This window comes from Chryseobacterium oryzae (genome assembly GCF_022811665.1).
GTDB lineage: Bacteria > Bacteroidota > Bacteroidia > Flavobacteriales > Weeksellaceae > Chryseobacterium > Chryseobacterium oryzae.
Window position 1 is genome coordinate 2,349,367 of the sequence record NZ_CP094529.1, and the last position, 19,461, is coordinate 2,368,827.

General features: G+C 39.1%; 11 protein-coding genes and 1 pseudogene. 6 read left to right on the top strand and 6 right to left on the bottom strand.

Annotated elements, in window-relative coordinates; genetic code table 11:
- The first annotated feature begins 11 nt into the window (after positions 1–11).
- The 6 genes from istB (at position 12) to MTP08_RS10715 (ending at position 8,464) form a co-directional block, all read left to right on the top strand.
- A complete protein-coding gene (gene istB / locus MTP08_RS10690; RefSeq protein WP_123853371.1) occupies positions 12–752 on the top strand; it encodes an IS21-like element helper ATPase IstB in 741 nt (246 codons plus the stop codon).
- 227 nt (positions 753–979) lie between these two features.
- Entirely contained in the window at positions 980–1,468 is a 489-nt protein-coding gene (locus tag MTP08_RS10695) for an RNA polymerase sigma factor (protein ID WP_243575946.1), read from the top strand.
- An 83-nt stretch (positions 1,469–1,551) separates the two neighbouring features.
- Positions 1,552–2,382: a FecR family protein gene (locus MTP08_RS10700; protein WP_123865296.1), complete on the top strand. Its 831-nt coding sequence runs from the start codon at positions 1,552–1,554 to the stop codon at positions 2,380–2,382.
- A gap of 86 nt (positions 2,383–2,468) precedes the next feature.
- Positions 2,469–5,588: a SusC/RagA family TonB-linked outer membrane protein gene (locus MTP08_RS10705; RefSeq protein ID WP_243575947.1), complete on the top strand. Its 3,120-nt coding sequence runs from the start codon at positions 2,469–2,471 to the stop codon at positions 5,586–5,588.
- Between the two features lie 10 nt (positions 5,589–5,598).
- Complete coding sequence (locus MTP08_RS10710; protein ID WP_228459897.1) at positions 5,599–7,341, top strand: RagB/SusD family nutrient uptake outer membrane protein; 1,743 nt, start codon at positions 5,599–5,601, stop codon at positions 7,339–7,341.
- 19 nt (positions 7,342–7,360) lie between these two features.
- Positions 7,361–8,464 carry a metallophosphoesterase gene (locus MTP08_RS10715; protein WP_123853367.1) on the top strand — a complete coding sequence of 368 codons (1,104 nt, stop codon included), beginning with the start codon at positions 7,361–7,363 and terminating at the stop codon, positions 8,462–8,464.
- 645 nt (positions 8,465–9,109) lie between these two features.
- On the opposite strand, the gene MTP08_RS10720 is transcribed toward MTP08_RS10715, so the two are convergent.
- From MTP08_RS10720 to MTP08_RS10745, 6 genes and pseudogenes are all read right to left on the bottom strand, one after another.
- A complete protein-coding gene (locus tag MTP08_RS10720) occupies positions 9,110–10,021 on the bottom strand; it encodes a carbohydrate kinase family protein (protein ID WP_229048583.1) in 912 nt (303 codons plus the stop codon).
- Positions 10,022–10,024: 3 nt separating this feature from the next.
- Positions 10,025–11,566: a glycoside hydrolase family 32 protein gene (locus tag MTP08_RS10725; protein WP_243575948.1), complete on the bottom strand. Its 1,542-nt coding sequence runs from the start codon at positions 11,564–11,566 to the stop codon at positions 10,025–10,027.
- An 11-nt stretch (positions 11,567–11,577) separates the two neighbouring features.
- Positions 11,578–12,972: pseudogene (locus MTP08_RS14750) on the bottom strand (DUF4960 domain-containing protein).
- A 12-nt stretch (positions 12,973–12,984) separates the two neighbouring features.
- Positions 12,985–14,682, bottom strand: coding sequence for a RagB/SusD family nutrient uptake outer membrane protein (locus MTP08_RS10735; RefSeq protein WP_229048586.1), 1,698 nt, complete (start codon positions 14,680–14,682; stop codon positions 12,985–12,987).
- A 108-nt stretch (positions 14,683–14,790) separates the two neighbouring features.
- Complete coding sequence (locus MTP08_RS10740) at positions 14,791–17,892, bottom strand: SusC/RagA family TonB-linked outer membrane protein (RefSeq protein WP_243575949.1); 3,102 nt, start codon at positions 17,890–17,892, stop codon at positions 14,791–14,793.
- Positions 17,893–17,904: 12 nt separating this feature from the next.
- On the bottom strand, positions 17,905–19,458 hold the full coding sequence (locus MTP08_RS10745; protein WP_243575950.1) for a glycoside hydrolase family 32 protein: 1,554 nt from the start codon (positions 19,456–19,458) through the stop codon (positions 17,905–17,907).
- Positions 19,459–19,461: the final 3 nt, after the last annotated feature.

The following is a 19,461-nucleotide window of genomic DNA, read 5'->3' on the forward strand; positions in this document are numbered from 1 at the left end:
TACCAACAGTTATGAACGAACCGACAGTGAGCAAAATGAAGCAAATGAAGCTTTACGGCATGCACAATGCCTTTAAGACCGCTATTGAAAGCGGAAGGACAGACCACTATACCCTCGACCAGTTTGTATCGATGCTCATCGATGCCGAATGGGATGAGAGGCACAACAGGCGTATAGAACGAAGCATCAAAAATGCAAAATTCCATTACAGATCCAGTATTGAAAGTATCAACTTCGATGACACCCGCAATCTCGACCGTAATCTGGTGATGCGTCTTGCAGGATGTGAGTTCGTAGAAAAAAATGAGAACATCCTGATCACGGGAAGTACAGGCGTGGGTAAAAGTTATCTGGGGACCGCCTTAGGGTACCAAGCATGCATTGAAGGCTTTAAGGTCAATTATTTTAATACTTCCAAGCTGTTTGCCAAGCTAAAAATGGCAAAAGCAGACGGATCCTACCTGCGCGAACTTGCAAAAATACAGAGACAGGATGTGATCATCCTTGATGATTTTGGTCTTCAGGCACTGGACAGCACCAACAGGATAACCCTTCTTGAAATTATAGAAGACCGTCACAACAACGGCTCCATCATTGTAACATCGCAGATCCCGGTGCAGGGCTGGTATGACATTATTGGTGAAAAGACCATTGCTGATGCTATTCTTGACAGACTTATCCATCAGTCTCACCGCCTGGAACTCCAGGGGGAATCTATGAGAAAGAAAAGAGCAGTAAATACGAGTAATTAATTATTATATTTGAATACCAATTGACACATGAAAAACAAGCGTTTTTATCAAAATTAAGGGTGGTCAATATAAACCGAAATTACCTGGTCAATTTGAATTGGAATTGGGTGGTCAATATCACTGGAATTTGCACGATTTACACATAGATTAAAATTAATATATATTTGATATTGCCTCAATTCGAATTGAGTATTTTTGCGACTTACTGAAACCGTTCGGTTCTTATAATGGAACATTTTAAAAAAATATATTTAGATTACAAACATCAAGTATACTTTTTTGTTAAAAAGTATATTTCAACTATGGAAGATGCTGAAGATGTTGTTCAGGAGATTTTTGTACATCTTTGGAAACATTCTTCCTCTCTGAAAAATCCGCAAACGTTAGAAGCTATCATCTTTAAAACCGCTCAACAGGAAGTTTCCAATTATTACAGAAAGAATAAAATACTTTTCTCTTACACTGATGAAAGTTTGATAAAAGATGAAGCCGATCCAGAAAAGGGAGATCATGAATTTAAAGATGAACAATTGAAAAAAATAGAGATTCTGATGGAAGAACTTCCGGAAAGAAGCAAAACTTTTTCCTATAAAAATAAACTGGAAAAAATAAGTTATTCTCAGATCGCAAAAGAAAATAATATCTCAAAAACAGCTGTAGAAAAACAGGTCAATAAAGTAATCCGATACATAAAGGCCAATCTAAATCTATTTTAACGAAATATTAACTCATGTAAACAAATCATTAAATCCACCTCTTCGGGGTGGATATTTTTATATTACTGCGTAAATATATTTGTATGAAAGATTCTCAAAAACATTTTGAAAAAACCTGGAAGACTGTCTCTACTGAAAAACAGGAAATGGATTCTGCAACAGATTCCAGAATATGGAGAGGACTAGAAGGAAAAATCAGAAGAGAACGTAGGCAAAAATATTATTGGAGTGCTGTTGCTGCTATTTTGCTGCCTTTGTTTGGGATACTGTTTTTCTATGAAGATGTTACTTTAAAAGAAACGAAAGGTGAGTTAACAGTACTTGTGTTGCGAGCAAATGAGTCATCTAAGACTTTCAGATTATCAGATAATAGTATGATTACTTTAGAACCTCATAGTACATTATCGCTAAGTAAAGATTTTGGAGAACGCTCCAGAAATGTAACATTTCAAGGGAAAGGTTTCTTTTCTATTGCTAAAGATAAATCCAAACCTTTCATCGTCAATGCAGGTGATTTTAGTGTTGAAGTATTGGGAACAAAGTTTTCGGTCGATCAGCAATCGGATGAAAAAAAGGTAAAGCTGCTTGAGGGAAAAGTAAAAATAGAACACAAGGGGAAGCTCACTTATCTTCTGCCACATGAGAACTGGAGCACTTCTCCTACCAAAAGTGATTTCCATTATTATGCAGTGAGCACGGCAAAATCTTTCACCTTTGAAAATACAACCTTCGAAGATGCCATCGCTGAAATAGAAAACACCTATGGAACTCATATTACCTATCCTCGAAAAATTGCTAAAAATCAAGTATCGGGTTCTTTTTCAGGAAATCTTAAAGAAATTCTTTCGATTATAAATTATCCTTTTAACCTAAAAACAACATTCAACAATGACCAAGAAATAATTCTCTATTAAAATAAAACAGCACTAATAATGTGGCGTTATCAGTGCTTGTATTAATTCAAAATTCGCTAAAGAATAATAATTAACTCATCAAATTTATGAAAAAAACTGCAATTTCTATTGCTTTACTCGTAGCTGTAGGGTTACCGGTGTATAATTATGCACAAACCCAGGCTAATGTGCCTGTAACCAATACTCAAAAGCAGGTTCCTCTTGTCCAGATCATTAAAAAATTAGAAAAATCAACCAAAACTAAGTTTTTTTATTCTGCTTCAGATTTTAGAAATATTTGGGTAGATGAGAGCAAAATCAACTACTCTTCATTACAGCAAAGTTTAGAATATTTAAAAAAGAGTATTCCATTAGATTATCAAATTCAGAATAATACGATAACTCTAAGAAAATCAGCCAGTACTTCTTTTGTTGAAAATAATGTACAACCGATAAAAGATACTCTGAACCAGCAGGAGAAAAAAATAGAAGAGGTAGTGGTTGTTGGATATGGCACCCAAAAGAAATCAATAATAACAGGTTCGGTATCTGTTGTAAAAGGTTCAGTAACCGAAGGGCAGCCCGTATTATCTGCAGGAAATGCTTTACAGGGTCTTGCAGCAGGTGTTACGGTTACTACACAAACAGGAGCTCCCGGTGGTGATGCCGGAAATATCAGAATCAGAGGGATCAACAGTTTCGGAGGATCTGACAGCAATCCGCTTGTGATTATTGACGGTGTTGCAGGAAATATGAACGATATTGATGTTAATATGATTGAGTCTATCTCTGTTCTTAAAGATGCCGCTTCTTCTGCAATCTATGGTTCAAGAGCAGCTAATGGAGTTATTCTCGTGACCACAAAACGTGCTAAAGGGAATAAGCTTACTGCACAATACAGAGTATATACAGGATGGCAAATGGCTACGGCAATCCCAAAAGTTACCGATGGCCTTACCTACATGAAGGTGTTTAACGATGCGAGTATGAATGACAACGGTACCAAGATCTACAGTGACGAAGCAATCAATGCTTTTTTAACCGCTTATAATAAAAACCCGAACAACTATGACTGGCAAAAGGCTATTCTTCAGGGAAGCGGATATTTACAGGATCATTATTTTTCACTGTCGGCAAAATCAGGAATTATAAGTGTAACTCCATCATTTGGATATGCAAAGCAGGAAGGGATTATAAAAAACACCGATTTTACAAGGTTTACTTTCCGTAATAATATGGATATTACCCCAAATGATCAGTGGAATATCAAATTAGATTTATCGGTAGTCAACAAAGACAGAAAACAAATTGCTGACGAAGCCACGATATGGAATTATCTTGGGAGAATGCCCACCAACATTCCCATCTATTATGGAAGTAACTATTCTGATGGATGGGTAAAAATAAATCCGGTGGGTTTCATCGAAGACGGAGGAAATCGCAAGCAAAATAATCTGGAATTTTTTGGAAATTTAAATGTTTCCTACCAACCTACGAGTTGGTTAACCTTAAAAGGACTTGTCGCTCCAAGATATGTCACTACCAATATCCATCTTTTCAGAAAAAGTGTAAATACCTATTATGAAGACGGAACTGAAGCCGGTGCAGCCAATACTTTCACTGAACTTACAGAATCTGCAAGACGACAGTTTTATGGGACATACCAGTTTCAGGCAAATGCAAAAAAAGAATTTGGAAAGCACAGTTTTGAACTTCTTGCCGGGGCTTCAAGAGAAACCTATGATGAAAAAATATTATCCGGCTATAGAAGAGATTTTCTCTATGATAATTACGAAGTCTTAGATGCCGGTGCAGACAATGAAACGAAAGATAATGGAGGTTCAGAATATGAATGGTTATTAGTTTCTGCTTTTGGTAGATTCAATTACAATTACAACCAAAAATATTTATTTGAAGCCAACATGAGGTACGATGGAACTTCAAGATTTATTGGTAAAAATCGTTGGGCAGTTTTCCCATCATTTTCTGCGGGTTGGGTAGTTTCAAGAGAAAACTTTTTCGAAAATCTAAAAGAAACCATCAGCCAATTGAAATTAAGAGGTTCATGGGGAAAATTAGGAAATCAGAATATCAGCTCTTCTTATTATCCTTTTTCAGAACCGCTATCATTGGGAAGTACTTCTATGAACGGACAGGTATATCAAACGATACAGCAATTGATCATGTCTAATCCTGATTTAAAATGGGAAGAAACCACGATGTCCGGAGTTGGTCTTGATGTATCCTTATGGAAAAAATTAGACTTAACCTTTGATATGTATGATAAAAAAACTGACGGAATTCTTTTACGATTAAACACCTCTCAACTTACAGGTATAGAACCTCCGATACAAAATGCTGCAACAGTAAGCAACAAAGGTTGGGAAATCAGCGCACAATACAATGAAAAATGGGGAGATTTTAAAATGAATCTGGGCTTCAATCTTTCCGATGTCAATAATAAAATCCTTGATATGAAAGGTCAGTCTTCGGGGACATTACTTCGCCAGCAAGTGGGCTCCTCTGTAAATTCTATCTATGGATTTATTGCTGACGGTTTATATCAAAATCAGGCAGAAATTGATGCAGGTCCTACACAGTTTGGAACTTTAAAACCGGGAGATATCAGATACAAAGATATTGCCGGAGCTTTTGATGCTAATGGTAATCCGATTGGGGATGGAAAAATTACAGATGCCGACAGGGCTATCATCGGAAGTACAGTTCCCCGATATACGTATGGTTTCAATATTGGATTTTCCTGGAGAGGTTTCAGATTGTCAGCATTGATTCAGGGAGTCGGAAAAGCCGATGGTTACTTAGATTCACATTACTCAATTCCTGCAGTTAACTCAAGTGCGGTGAAACCTTGGCAGCTTGATTACTGGACTCCTGAAAACACTGATGCCAAATATCCACGTGTTTCCCTCACCTCTACCAATAATACACAAAACTCCACCATGTGGATGAGAAGCGCTGCTTACACCCGTCTCAAAAATGTACAGATTGGCTATGAACTGCCAAAATCCTTTATTGACAATACATTCCTGACGAGTGTTTACATTTATCTCAATGGTCAAAACCTATTGACTTTTACAAAATTCTACGAAGGATATGACCCTGAAATAAATTATAACGCAGGAAGTACCGATGGTGTTTCCTTGGGAGGCGGAAACTATTATCCGCAAGTAAAAACATTCTCTTTCGGTATTGATGTTAAATTCTAATTACAAAACAATGAAAAACCTTATAAAAATATCGTTATTATTCATCATCACTGCGTGTACAAGCTCCGATATGGATTTACAACCTCTAAACGGTCCCACATCAGGAACTTTTCCGGCTTCCTACGAGGAAGGAAAAATGGGACTTTTTGCCGCATATAGAAATTTAAGCACTTTAGATGCAGCCAGTACACCTATTTGGCATGTGATGGATAATATCACTGATATCGGATACGCAAGACCGGGAACCAACTACACCTCTCCTATTACAAGTTCTATCACCACTACCAATGCACTAGCTATAAAACCTTGGGAAATTCATTATAAGACGATTGCAAGATGTCATGCCGTATTAGATAGATTAAATGATATTCCGGGGCTTACCGAAGCACAAAAGACAGAGCTTGGTTCAGAATTAAGATTTATTCGTGCCTATTGCTATTCTCAACTGATTGAGCTGTATGGGGGCGTTCCATTGGTAAAATCAACAGTAACACTTGATAATGCAAATGTTCCAAGAACATCTATTACAGAAATTCAGCAATTCATTATTGAAGAACTTGGAGCAGTTGCCCCTCAGCTTCCGATATCACAATCGCAGTTCGGAAATGTACGTGCATCGCGTATTGCAGCCTTAATGTTGAAAGCAAGAGTTGAACTTTATTCTAAACAATATGCAGCCGCAGCAGCGACTTCAAAGCAGGCACTAGATTTGGCAGCAGGAGTTCATAGTTTAACTGCTTTTAATTCTTCCGTGAATTATGTTGGTAAAGATCATACGGTAGGAGAACCTGATCCTAGTAATATATTCGGACATAGTGGTTTTTCGGGGAGCAAAGAATGGATCTGGGTTGCAGAATACAACATCAATGTCCCAGGATATCTGCATAATCAACAGTATTATTCAGCATCCCGTTTGGGTAAAGGAGTTTGCTATTGGGGACCGACTCAAAATCTTATCGATTCGTATGAAATGACAGACGGTTTGTCTATAACAGAATCTCCATTATATGACGAAACAAACCCATTCAAAAACAGAGATCCCCGTCTTGATATGTATGCCGTAAGACCACATTCCAGATACCTTGGATATCAATTTGAACCTAACACCGCTTTTTCAAAGGTAAACAACTATTGGACAGTTGTAAACGGAAGTGCTCCAAGCCAGGTTGCCAATGCAGATGCCACGAATGCCTATCGCTCATTCAGTGGTTACTTATGGCGAAAAGTGGTTGATATTGCAGACTTTAATTCTACCTCTGTAAGTGGAAATTCAGATTTAAATGTGGGAATTTTCAGATTACCTGAATTAATGTTGATTTATGCAGAAGCAAAAATTGAACTGAATCAGTTAGATAATTCCGTTTATGATGTGATTAATCAAATTAGAGCACGCGCAAAAATGCCGGCTTTAAATAATGGTCTATCGCAAACTGAATTGAGAAAAGCCCTTCGATATGAAAGAAAAGTAGAATTAGCAAATGACGGATTGAGATGGTACGATATAAGACGTTGGGGTATTGCCAACAATGTAATGAACGGATATTTATATCTGAACCGTAACGCAAACAACTGGACAAAATCTGCAATTTCAAGTTTTGATGAAAGCGCCAATCCCGTCTACAATCATCCAAAAGCTTCCACCTATTTTACCACCCAACAAGTAGTCTACAAAGTAAATAAAGATGAATATTGGCCGATACCACAATCGGAAATGGACGCCAATCCTTCATTAAAACAAAACCCAGGATATTAAGCTATAACAAAAGAATTTTATGAAAAAGAATATATCATTACTCTTACTACTGCTTTCTGCAGTGTTTTTCGCGCAAGAAAAATTTCAGGCTCCAAAACTAGACAATGAAAAATCATGGAGTATCATCCTCATTCCCGATACCCAAAACTATGTAAAATGGAATCAAAATCAGCCTATTTTAGATTTGATGGAGCGATGGATCGAGGATAATATCTCGACACTTAATATTAAAATGGTCTGTCAGGTTGGTGATTTGGTGGAACACAATAATATTCTTAATCAGGGATATGACGGCGATCAAAGTGCAGACGACCAATGGAAAGCCATACAGTCTATCATGGGAAGACTGAATGAAAAAGTTCCTTATGTAGCTGCCACCGGAAACCATGACTTCAGCATCAATAATGAAGGACGAAGATTTTCTCGTTATAATGAGTTTTTCCCTTCCAACTTTAACAGTTTAAATCAAAAACATTTAGCACAGAACTTTTTTAATGATGCCGGAGCTCCAAGCATGGAAAATTCGGTTTTGGAACTAAAAGGATTAAATGGATTGGACTACTTATTTGTCAGCCTTGAATTTGCACCCCGAGATAAAACCCTGGAATGGGCTAAAAAAGTCTTGGAAATGCCTCAATACAAAAACCACAGATCCATTTTAATAACCCATGCTTTTTTGAATGAGAAAGACAAGCGAACAAATAAAGAAAATTCATGGTTCATGTATGAGCCCTTTTTAGTCAATAATGTTCCTCAAAAGTCTAAATCTATCGCACTTCCGCAATCTAATAATGGAGAACAGATATGGGAAAAGCTGATACAGCCGTCCCAAAATATGCAGTTGGTACTAAGTGGTCACATTTCCGGTGAAGGGTTTCGCACTGACACTAACAGCTTTGGAAAAAATGTCAATCAAATGCTTTTTGATATGCAGAGCGAAGGTGGCGGTCACCGCGATGGTAACGGAGGCGATGGCTGGCTTAGAATTATTGAATTCTATCCCGATAATAAAACAGTCAAAGTAAAAACCTATTCTCCTCTATTCGGAATTTCCCCAACGACTCAAAAGAACGCTTATAAAACCGACCCTAGAAACGAATTTATTTTTAAATTTACTGAGTAATATAATGTGATAATATACTTGAATGTACCAAACTATAATTTACACATAAATCATTTTATTACTTATCGACTAATAAATCGGATTATAAAATAAATGAAATTACATTTTTTGATTTGGTGCATTCTAGTATATAATTGCCATATTTTAATGTACCAAATTATATCTCTATATAAATTATGATATCTACAACAAACTAAATATTCTATCAACTTTGTGAACTTAAAAGACAATAGAAGTAAACTAAAGCCAAGCTATGTCAATTTCAATTGTTTCAAATGCATAAATTATATTACAAAAAACTTTACAACTACAAGAGCCTTAATGCTAGATTTGGGATAGCCAATTCGTGTTTAATTTGGCTCAAACGAACCAAATCATTGATAAAAGTGTTTGAAGATACGCTCGTTAAGGTCACAAACAGCCAAATGGCTCCAATTTATTCCAAATTGAGCCATTTTTTTATTTTTTGGGTGTCAGATTAATCTTTTTTAGAGTAATAAAACCTGATCTGAATTATACAGGATCACTTCATAATTCGATGTCAAATGATAGGCTGTACATCATGTGAAATTTTATTTTATTGTTCAAAGCTAATATTGCAGTCAACGTACATCATATTGAATCGTCAATGGACCAAAATTAAGATCACGAAAAGGTCTTTCCTGTAAACATATCAATATCAGATGAAGTAATTATGGGATTTGCACCTGCTTTACTTGCTACAATAGCACCCACAGCGCTGGCAAAATCCATAGCCTTATCCGGTTTTCTATTCGATAACAATTGGGCAATCAAACTCGCCAGAAACGAATCGCCTGCCCCAACAGTGTCAGCCACTTTCACCGGATAACCGCCGTGTCGATAAATTTCATCTTCCCATAATAGCAATGAACCGTGTTTTCCCAAAGTCACGCAGATTGATTTTGTATTCGTCTTTTCTGAAATGAAACGGATATTTTCTTCCAAATCATCCGATTTAAAGCCCAACTCAGCATCAATTTCAAGGATTTCTTCATCATTAAATTTAATGAAATCGGCTATATTCATCAATTCTTCCAAAAGCCCAATGTGGTAGAAAGGTTTTCTCAGATTAACATCAAAAACCTTGAACATTCCAGGGTTGGAATCCAGTAGCCTGAAAAGCGTGTTTCTTGAAGCATCATTCCTGCAGACAAGGCTTCCGTAAAAAAAGACATCGGCATTTTTAACGATATTCAAAGTATCATTATTAATTTCAATAAAATCCCAGGCAGACGGAAATTTGATTTCATAAGTTGCAGAACCACGCTCGTTCAATGTTACCTGGACAATGCCTGTATCATAATCTTCTGTCGTAATAATTCCGCTGGTATCAAGCTGATTTTCCCTTACATAGTCACAAATTACCTTTCCATCCTCATCATTACCAACCGCACTTATCATTGCCACCGGAAATCCGAAAGACGCCGTTCTGAGTGCCAGATTGAGCGGAGCACCACCGATTTTCTTTTCTTCTCCAAACACATCGAAGAGTACTTCTCCGAAACTGACTGCGTTTATTTTTTTGTTAAGGAACATTAATTAAGGATTTTTGACATTAATATTACTGAATGAACTGTCTGCAGTACCAAAAATACTCCATTTTTTGTTAACAACATCATATACACGATTGCTGAACGCCAGCTTGTCATTCACATAGACCACACAGACATCATTGCTGATGAAAACCGTTACATTATAGTTGGTTCCCGAGATTCCGGACAAAGGATAAGCATTGGCAAAATCCTCACTTCCACCATTCATTACATAACTCGCCATTCTGTTGGAGGAAGGTTCGAATGAAATTTTAAAACCATTCTTTCCGTCATTATCCTGCGCCAAAATCAATCCTGATTTCCCGTTCGCAGAAGCATTCAACGTAAAGCTGATCTGATTGGCCTTCTGGAGTTTCCCGAACGTTACCTGAGAATTCGCAGAAAGATTAAAGTTATTCCCGTTCTGAGAAGCATTTCCTGTAATCTTATCTACGGAAAGCGGAGCATTTTGTCCAAATACAGATTGCAAGGTAGAAACAGGTTTCACCACCAACGTTCCATCCGGATTCTGAACTAATTGATGTGCTACGAGATTTCCCGCCCAGTCTTTTCCACCTGTGTTGCTTTCAGGAACTTTTCTTGCAGTCCAACCTACCAGATAACGGTTGGCATTGTCCGAAACGGTTTTTGCAGCATAGAGATAAGAGCCATCCAACCGGTCATTCGCAGGTGTAGTCCACGGTCCGTTTGGTGAAGTTCCAATTCTGTAATGTGTTCCGGTATTGTTACTCCAGTTTTCGGAGAAAACAAGATACCAGTAATTGCCCATTTTGAAAAGGTCGGGACATTCCAGCATAATGTAATTTTCTGAAGAAGTTATCGTGTAAATCGGATTTTCTAGCGTCCAATTTCCGCTGGCAGGATTGATTGTGGTAAATTTAAGAACAACCGCTTTTTTAGCAGAAGTCTGTGCAGAAACCAGCATCCAGTATTTTCCATCTTCAGCATTGAAGAAAACGTGCGGGTCTCGGAATTCATAATCATAATAGCCAGCCGGAGCAGTGATTTTAAAATTTTTCACTTTCGTCCAGTTTTTCATATCCGTACTTGTTGCCAAAAGCACACTTTCCCTCGGATTACCCGCTAAAAACGAAGCAATTGCATTGTGCCCTGTATAATAGTAGTAATACGTATTTCCAACTTTTACCAGACTTCCTGTTCCCACACCAAAATCCGGTTCAGAAGCTGTTCCGTAAGGAATTTGTCTCCCTTGATAAGTAAAATCCTTAAAATTGGTCGTCTCAAAGCTGTGAATATCGTGAAATCCTTCGCCTGCAGGTTTAGTTTTAGCATCGTGCAGGAAGAAAAGATGAAATTTTCCGTTTTCGTAATACGGCATTACATCACCAACATAACCTGCAGTGTAATAAGGATTAGTAGTTCCCATCCATTGATTGGGCGGCTGCGGAAAGATGTTGGTCTGTCTGAAAATATCTTCCGGATTCACATCAGCCACCGAATCCTGATTCTGGCAAGAATAAGTTGCTAAAGCCATCACAGCGGCTAAATATATTTTTCTGATTGTCATTGATTCTGATATTAATTCGTTACAAGATAATTAAGGCTGTTCTCCGTGATTTTTTTGATGTTATCCAAAAATCCGTTTGGCTGGCTTGGTGTTCCGTTCGAAGTTTCGTTGTACCAGTCGTAAGCACCCATTGAGATAGTGATACACTTTTTGTTGGTAGTTCCTCCCGGAAATTCGGCCACGGCAACACGTCCGTCCAAAGTATTGTCCCAGGCTTCACTGGCTAGGTTATTTCCTCCTGTTTGCGTTCTCCATCCAGCACCGTTCACATAGCCGCCCCAATCCGGCAAGAACCACCACGCGGTGTGATTCAATCTGAATGTTCCTTTCTGAAGAAAATTGGCTTTTCCAGATTCGTAGGTCTGAAGCCCGTCGAAAACAGGATGCGTTTCATTACCTTTGAAGGAAATTCCCCAATCGTTGTTCGCATCTACAAACCCGTTCGGTAAGAAATCCCCGAAAACATTATTCGGGCCTTTTCCCGAAGGCACAATTCCCAAAGCATCCACATATTGAGCAGCAAATCACGTTAACAGGATATTTCCGCCCGCATTCAGATAGGTTTTGATTTTGGAAGTTACATTTGCATTCAATGCATCACCCGGCAAAGCGGTAGCCGAGTCAAAATGCCACCAAATCACATTGATGCCCGTCAGATTCGCCGCACCACTCGCCACATCTGCCATTGAAACATAAACCGCTCCGGAAAACTTTCCGAAAAGCCAGTCAGAAGCTGCAATTTCATCAGGATTGGTAAGACCTGTTCTGGTTGCTGCAGTTCCGAGGAATGCCACTGTTGGCCCAGAAACCGGAGTGGTTACTTTTGCCGTGTAAATTTCTGTCAGATTCGCATTGGAAACAGTAAATTGTACAGGGCTACTGAAATTAATCATAGTTCCTGATGCAGGATTGATGCTCACATCATTTGCCATTTCTATCACAGGCTGCAATGCAGTAAGATTCGTTCCTTCTGGCATTGTGAGTGAAATCGTCTTGCTGGAATGGTTAATAGTTGCCGATAATCCGTTGATTTTAAAACTAATAATAGGAACCTGAGCCTGAACCGTCACCTGATAATCTTTATAAATATTACCATTCTTCACTCTGAATTTGACAGGCTGCGAAAAATCAATTACAGTTCCCGAAGCCGGGGAAATCACTGCACCTTGCGGAATTTCTATTATTGGCGATAAAGCCTTCACACTCGTTCCGTAAGGCAACGTTACCGTGATTTTATCATTTTTATTGTCAATGTCTCCTGAAACGCCGTTTACTTTAAAGGAAGATACATTCACTGAAACATTTGTTACCAGTCCATCTTCTATACTGTTGTCGCAGGACCAGATCAATATTGCGGAAACCAGCAAGATGAAATATACCGGGAGTTTATTAAATATTGTTTTCATAAATCTTTAGTTTTAATAACCGTTATTTTGCTTGTACAATCCCTGGCTGAAATTGATCTGAGCCAATGGAATCGGGCAGTATTCTTCAATTCCGTGGTCAAATCCTGCTTGGGAATAGTAAGATCTTTTCGTTTTTTCTCCGGAATAATAGGTATTCATCGTACCTGCTGCAGTTCCCCATCTCACAAGGTCGAAGAAACGGCTGCCTTCCATTGCAAATTCCATTCTACGCTCCCATCTCAAGGCTTTTCTTGCAAAATCCTGATTCCAAGTACAGTTCACACCCGGTTCATATTTGCTGATCAGATTGTTTGAAGTATAACTTCCTGTCAAAACGGTACTGTTCGCTGCACGTTGTCTCACCTGATTAATCAATGGCAACGCTTCGTTGATCTGTCCAAGCTCTATTAAAGCTTCGGCTTTCATCAGCAACACATCGGAGTAGCGGATGATGATTCTATTTTTAGAGTTACCATAAAACGGGTCAACATTTACGGTACAGCCACATCCAACCGGTACATTTTCCTTTAATGAAGCATAATAACCATACGTTCCCGGGCTTCTGTTCCAGCTTTCCTGATAGATTTTGTTTTCCTCGTATTTCCAAGGCAATCCCGGCAAAGCAACCGTGTGGTAAAGTCTCGGATCTACTTTGTAATTATTGAGCTGATTGTAATTCAAATCCGTGTCATTATACGTATCGAACATTGGCAGACCTTGTGGCGTTGTCTTGAAAGCATTCACCAGATTCTGGCTTGGTTTGTGGAAATCACAACAGCCCAAACCTTGTGGGAGAGAAAGCACATCACCGTAATTAAGCCTTCCGAAAAGCGTTCCGTCATTATCGGAATATTGAATGGAGAAAACCGATTCCGGACCATTTTCGTGTGCTCCCGGAAGAAAATTGTACCCGAAATCTGATTCAAGAGTATAATTTCCGATCACCTGATTAGCCGCATCAATGGATTTCTGAAGCGTTGCAGGATTGATTTGGGTTACCGTATAATTGTCGTCCTGCTCATAGGCCTGATACAATCTCACTTTTGCCAAATATGCATAAGCCGCACTTTTCTTTGGTCTTCCGACTTCGGATTGCGTTGACGGCAAATCGGCGGCAGCATCTTCAAAATTGGAAGCAATGGCATCCCACAATTGCTGGTCGGTTTTCGCACGGTTGGAGATTTTCGGATAATCGTCAATTGGTGTATTTTCATCCACGTAAGGCACATATTTGAAGAGGATTTCCAGCATAAAATAAAAATGTCCTCTCACGAATTTCATCTCGGCAATACGTTTCTTCTTGTTCGGATATTGCGCTTCAGAAAGCTGGTTAAGCGCTGCAATTGCTTTGTTGCATCTTCCAATTCCCACATAATGCAGATACCAGAGACGGTCCAATTCACCAAAGTCCGAACGGATATTGTTGGAAATTTCAAAAAAGTGAAATGCTTGGATATCATTGGTTCCGCTTCCGCCTTTGTAAGCATCGTCAGAACGCACATTTCCGTACGGCCAAAGGCTGAAAGGCGTGTCGTAATGGTCGTTTCCAAGTGCTGCATAAGCTGCGATCACAAAACCGTCCACATTTTCCGGCGTTACAACATCGGCTTCGGAAAGAACGCCTCTTGGCTCATTGTCCAAAAAATCGTTGCAGGAAGTTGTTCCCAACAGAAATGCGCAGGCAACTGTTAATAGTATATATTTTTTCATTGTTTTAATATTATTTTTGATTTTTTTTTGTCTCTCGCTGATTTCGCAAATCGAGCAGATTTTTTTAATCAGTTTCATCTGGATAATCTGCGAGAATTTATTCAAATATTATAGTGATAAATTAACTCCAAAATTGAACGTCAGCGGAAGCGGATAACCGAAAGCCGGCGTTTCCGGATCAATACCCGTGAAGCTTTTGGATTTGATGGTCAGAAGATTCTGTGCGCTGATGTAAATCCTGAAATTGGTAAGCTTGTACTGCTCCAACACATTTTTAGGAATACTATACCCTAACTGTAAAACTCTCAACTTCAGATAACTTCCATTTTCCACATAATAGGAAGAAAATCTGGATTCCGCATTACTGTCAACTGTTGTAAGAGCAGGAATATCAGAAGTTGAATTTTGTGGCGACCACGCATTAAGCAACCTTGTTCCTTTGTTGGAACCCACATCATCTACACTCCAGAAATCGGTCTGGTATTTTTTGGAATTGATGACATCCACATCGCTGATGCCTTGCCAAAAGGTTGATAAATCGAAGTTTTTGTAGGAGAAATTAAGATTGACACCGTACATAAATCCCGGATTGGGATTTCCTATCCACGTTCTGTCTTTATCATCGATAATGCCATCACCATTCAAATCAGCATAACGGATTCTACCTAAACCTTTGCCTGGCTGTGTGGCAGAATTATCAACTTCGGACTGTGTTCTGAAAAGTCCATCGGCAACATAACCATACATAGAGTTGATAGGTTTTCCGAGAATATTATCGGTCGTGCCGTTTCCACCATAATTGTTGATAACAGATTGTGGTAATTCGATAATGGCATTTTGGTTCATCGAGAAATTCCCTGAAATTTCGTAGCCAAAACCTCCCGAAGTTTTATCGGCATAGCCTAAAGCGACCTCAATTCCTTTGTTTTCCATAGAAGCACCGTTTATCCAGCGGTCTCCACCTTCGCCAATCACGCCTAAATATGGTGGCAACACGAGAATATCTTTGGTGTCTTTTTTATAAATATCGACACTTCCGGTCAGTTTTTGGTTAAAAAATCCGAAATCCAGACCGAGATTGGTCTGCGTGGTGGTTTCCCATCTCAAATCATCATTTTTAGTCTGAGTTGCGATGAAACCCGAAGGCAATAAACCGCTTCCTACTCCCGAAATATCGTAAGCCGTTCCGTAAGAAGTTGCCCAGGTTGGATTTCCGCCTGCATAATTGGCAATGTAAAGCGAGTACACCGCCGAGTTGCTGATTTCCTGATTTCCTGTCTGTCCCCAACCTGCTCTCAGCCTAAAATCCGAGAAAAACGGAATCACTTTTTCTGCAAAATCTTCTTTGTTGATTCTCCATCCCGCAGAAAAGGCAGGGAATGTTCCGAAACGATTATTCTTTCCAAATCTTGAAGACCCGTCATAACGTAACGTTGCAGAAAATAAATATCGATTATCATAATCATAGGAAAACTTCCCGAAGTAGGACAACAAACTGTAGTAAGTAGAACTTCCACCGTTGAAGGCATCTCCCGTTCCGGCATCAGGATACATATATTCTGGTGTCTCTATGAGAAATCCTTCTTTTCTGAGCCAGGTATTGTTAAATATATCTTTGTACATTTCCATTCCGCCCAACAAATCAAAGTGGTGTTTTCCTGCTTTTGCGGTGTATTGCGCCGTGTTGGTCCACGTCCATTTTTCAGTATCGGACTGGTCGATATTTACCGCATTAGTTTTGTTTTGAAGATATCCGGAAACATAACTTCTCTGCAACATTCTTTTATAATAGTTGGAAAAATCGATCCCGAAACTGGATTTCAAAGTCAGGTTTTTCACCGGTTGTAATTCCGCATAAACATTTCCGAAAAACCTTTGGTAGCGGTAACCATTGTCTTTATTGTATTCCAAAAGACGGACAGGATTCTGACGGTCATTCATTCCGCCAACCGGACCACCCCACCCGATTCCGTCCACCGTCCGAACAGGGATAATCGGCAAGGCTCTCAAAGCAGGGTCTAAAACGCCCGGGTCCATCAGTTCATTGGTTTTGGTATAGGTGAAATTTTCCCCGATTTTTAATTTACCATCAAAAAAATTATAGGAAGTATTCACACGCGCAGATAATCTTTTGAAATTGGTCAGCTTCACGATGCCGTCATTGTCATAATAGCCCATTGAGAAGTAATATGAACCCTTGTCTGATGAACTTGAGGCCGCTACGTCCAAAGAGTTGGCAACGCCGGTCTGGGAAACCTCATCGTACCAGTTGGTATTAGCAGATTTGATGGTTTTCGATGCATCCAGATATTCGGGAACGAAGCTGTTGTACAAGGTTGGAACACCATTCTGAACGCCCCAGTCGAAGTTGTAGCTTAGATTATTTAGATTCGGATTCAGACCATCGTTGATATTCGCCTGCCAAAGCACCTGCCCGAACTGTTTTGCGTTTAGAACTTCTGTTTTTTTGGCATATTGTGAAAAGGCTGTATAATAATTCAGGTCGATTCTTGTCTTACCCTTTTTTCCTTTTTTGGTGGTAATGATAATCACTCCGTTCGCCGCTCTAGAGCCGTAAATACTTGCTGATGAGGCGTCTTTCAAAACCTGCATCGATTCTATATCTCCTGAATTCAGCTCGTGCATTCCGGCTTTTGTTGGAATGCCGTCTATTACGTACAGTGGGTCTGTATTGTTCAAAGTTCCGACTCCACGGATAAGGACTTTGGTATTCCCGCCAGATGGCGAACCGTCTGTCGAGATATTCACACCAGCAACTCTACCTTGTAAAGATTTAATGGGATTCGGTTCAGCCTGCTTATTCAAATCTTTCATCTCAACAATGGAAACAGCGCCTGTGATGTCGGCTTTTTTCTGTTTTGTGTAGCCAGTCACAACCACTTCATCAATATTCTTGATTTTATCATTTGCCAAAGTAATGTTGAGAACCGTTTTCTCATCCACAACCACTTCCTGAGTAGAATAATCGGGATAAGTAAAAACCAGCGTATTTCCTTTCTGTAAATCATTGATTTCGAATGCACCATTATTATCTGTGGTTGTACTCACACCGGTTTCTGAAACCGTTACAGTAACGCCACTAAGAGGTTTTTGGTTCGGAGAAACCACTTTGCCCTTCACAATTTCCTGCGCAAAAATGTAGGAAAACGGAAGCAGACAAAGGGCGATTGCCATTTTATATTTCTTCATATGATAGAGTTTTTATTTGATGTTAAGCTGATAAGCACTGAAATCTAAAGAACTTCCCAGAGTATCCGTTGATAAAGTCAGTTCGGAGAAATTTTCGTTCGGAAAGAAGATTTCCGTCAGAACTTTTTCGCCGTCGTTGAAAAAGATTTCTATGGAAGTTTTATCAATAACCAGTTTCATTTTTGCGTTCACATAAATTTCGTTCATAGGTGCTTTGGTCATTGGCGTTGCGTAGTTTTTTCCGAAATCTGTTTTTCCAGATTTTGAGCGGTCTATGAACAGCTCTTTAGCTTTGTTATCAATCCCGAAAAGAACCTCTTCTCCCAAAGTATTTTTCAGCGCAAAAGTGTATTTTCCTGCACTCATCTTTTTTAAATCTAAGTCGATGACTGCTTTTGCTAAATTGATGTCAGATTTGGCAAGCAATTGATTCTCGGATTTTAAACTTATTTTTTTATTGATTGGCTTTCCCTGATATTTTTTAAGCTGGTCAACAGGAACATTTTTGAGAACATAGCCATCTTTTGTTTTTTTAAGTGAAACTTCCCTTGCAACCGTCATACTGCTTCGCCAAAACTCGGTCGGAACTTCCTGTGCGTATTCCCAATTGCTCATCCAGCCGATGATGATTCTCTTATCCTGCGGAACATTGTCAAAGGAAACACTTGCATAATTGTCTTTTCCCCAATCCAGCCACACAGCTTTTTCCCGCTGAAGCTGTTTCGTAAAATGCTCATCAATTTTAAAAGTTTTGCCATCAAAATCTCCAACAAAATATTGTCCTGCAGAACCGTTATTCGGACCACCCAGATTGATATTTACAATCAGAACCCATTTTTCTTCCTTAGAACCTTCAACTTTTAAAGGAAATAAATCAGGACATTCCCAAACACCTCCGTGACCGCCCAAATCTTTCCCAAATTCCGATTGAAAAGTCCAGTCTTTAAGATTTTTTGAGGTGTAGAAATGCGCTCTGTCCTGCGCTGCCAAAGCCATTGCCCATTGTTTTCTCTTGGCATCCCAAATCACTTTAGGATCACGAAAATCACGGATTCCGGGATTTTTGAGGACAGGGTTTGAACTATATTTTGTCCAGGTCTTGCTGTTGTCAAGAGAATATGCAATTCCCTGAGATTCTACGTCAATATTGCCGTCTTTTTCACGGTTAGGATTGTGATAGGTATAAATTGCAACTACAGGATTATTTTTGGCATCTCCAAAACCGGACGTATTATTTTTATCTACGACTGCACTTCCTGAAAAGATGTATCCCAAATCATCCGGATAAAGCGCAATCGGCTGTTCTTCCCATTTTACTAGGTCTTTGCTGGTTGCGTGTCCCCAATGCATTGGTCCCCATTTGTTTCCGTCGGGATAATACTGGAAAAAAAGATTGTAAACGCCGTCTTTATAATAGAGTCCGTTTGGGTCATTCATCCAGCCTTTTTTTGGCGTGAAGTGAAAATTGGGACGGTAAAGCTGTTCTTCCTTCTTCGAATGCAACTGAGCGTTGAGATTCGAAAAAAAGACAGAAGCGACAATTAAACTTGATATTATTTTTTTCATTGG

Bases quoted from the DNA above. Each gene is read 5' to 3' on its own strand.
- istB (WP_123853371.1), top strand. From the start codon at position 12: ATGAACGAACCGACAGTGAGCAAAATGAAGCAAATGAAGCTTTACGGC.
- MTP08_RS10695 (WP_243575946.1), top strand. From the start codon at position 980: ATGGAACATTTTAAAAAAATATATTTAGATTACAAACATCAAGTATAC.
- MTP08_RS10700 (WP_123865296.1), top strand. From the start codon at position 1,552: ATGAAAGATTCTCAAAAACATTTTGAAAAAACCTGGAAGACTGTCTCT.
- MTP08_RS10705 (WP_243575947.1), top strand. From the start codon at position 2,469: ATGAAAAAAACTGCAATTTCTATTGCTTTACTCGTAGCTGTAGGGTTA.
- MTP08_RS10710 (WP_228459897.1), top strand. From the start codon at position 5,599: ATGAAAAACCTTATAAAAATATCGTTATTATTCATCATCACTGCGTGT.
- MTP08_RS10715 (WP_123853367.1), top strand. From the start codon at position 7,361: ATGAAAAAGAATATATCATTACTCTTACTACTGCTTTCTGCAGTGTTT.
- MTP08_RS10720 (WP_229048583.1), bottom strand. From the start codon at position 10,021: ATGTTCCTTAACAAAAAAATAAACGCAGTCAGTTTCGGAGAAGTACTC.
- MTP08_RS10725 (WP_243575948.1), bottom strand. From the start codon at position 11,566: ATGACAATCAGAAAAATATATTTAGCCGCTGTGATGGCTTTAGCAACT.
- MTP08_RS10735 (WP_229048586.1), bottom strand. From the start codon at position 14,682: ATGAAAAAATATATACTATTAACAGTTGCCTGCGCATTTCTGTTGGGA.
- MTP08_RS10740 (WP_243575949.1), bottom strand. From the start codon at position 17,892: ATGAAGAAATATAAAATGGCAATCGCCCTTTGTCTGCTTCCGTTTTCC.
- MTP08_RS10745 (WP_243575950.1), bottom strand. From the start codon at position 19,458: ATGAAAAAAATAATATCAAGTTTAATTGTCGCTTCTGTCTTTTTTTCG.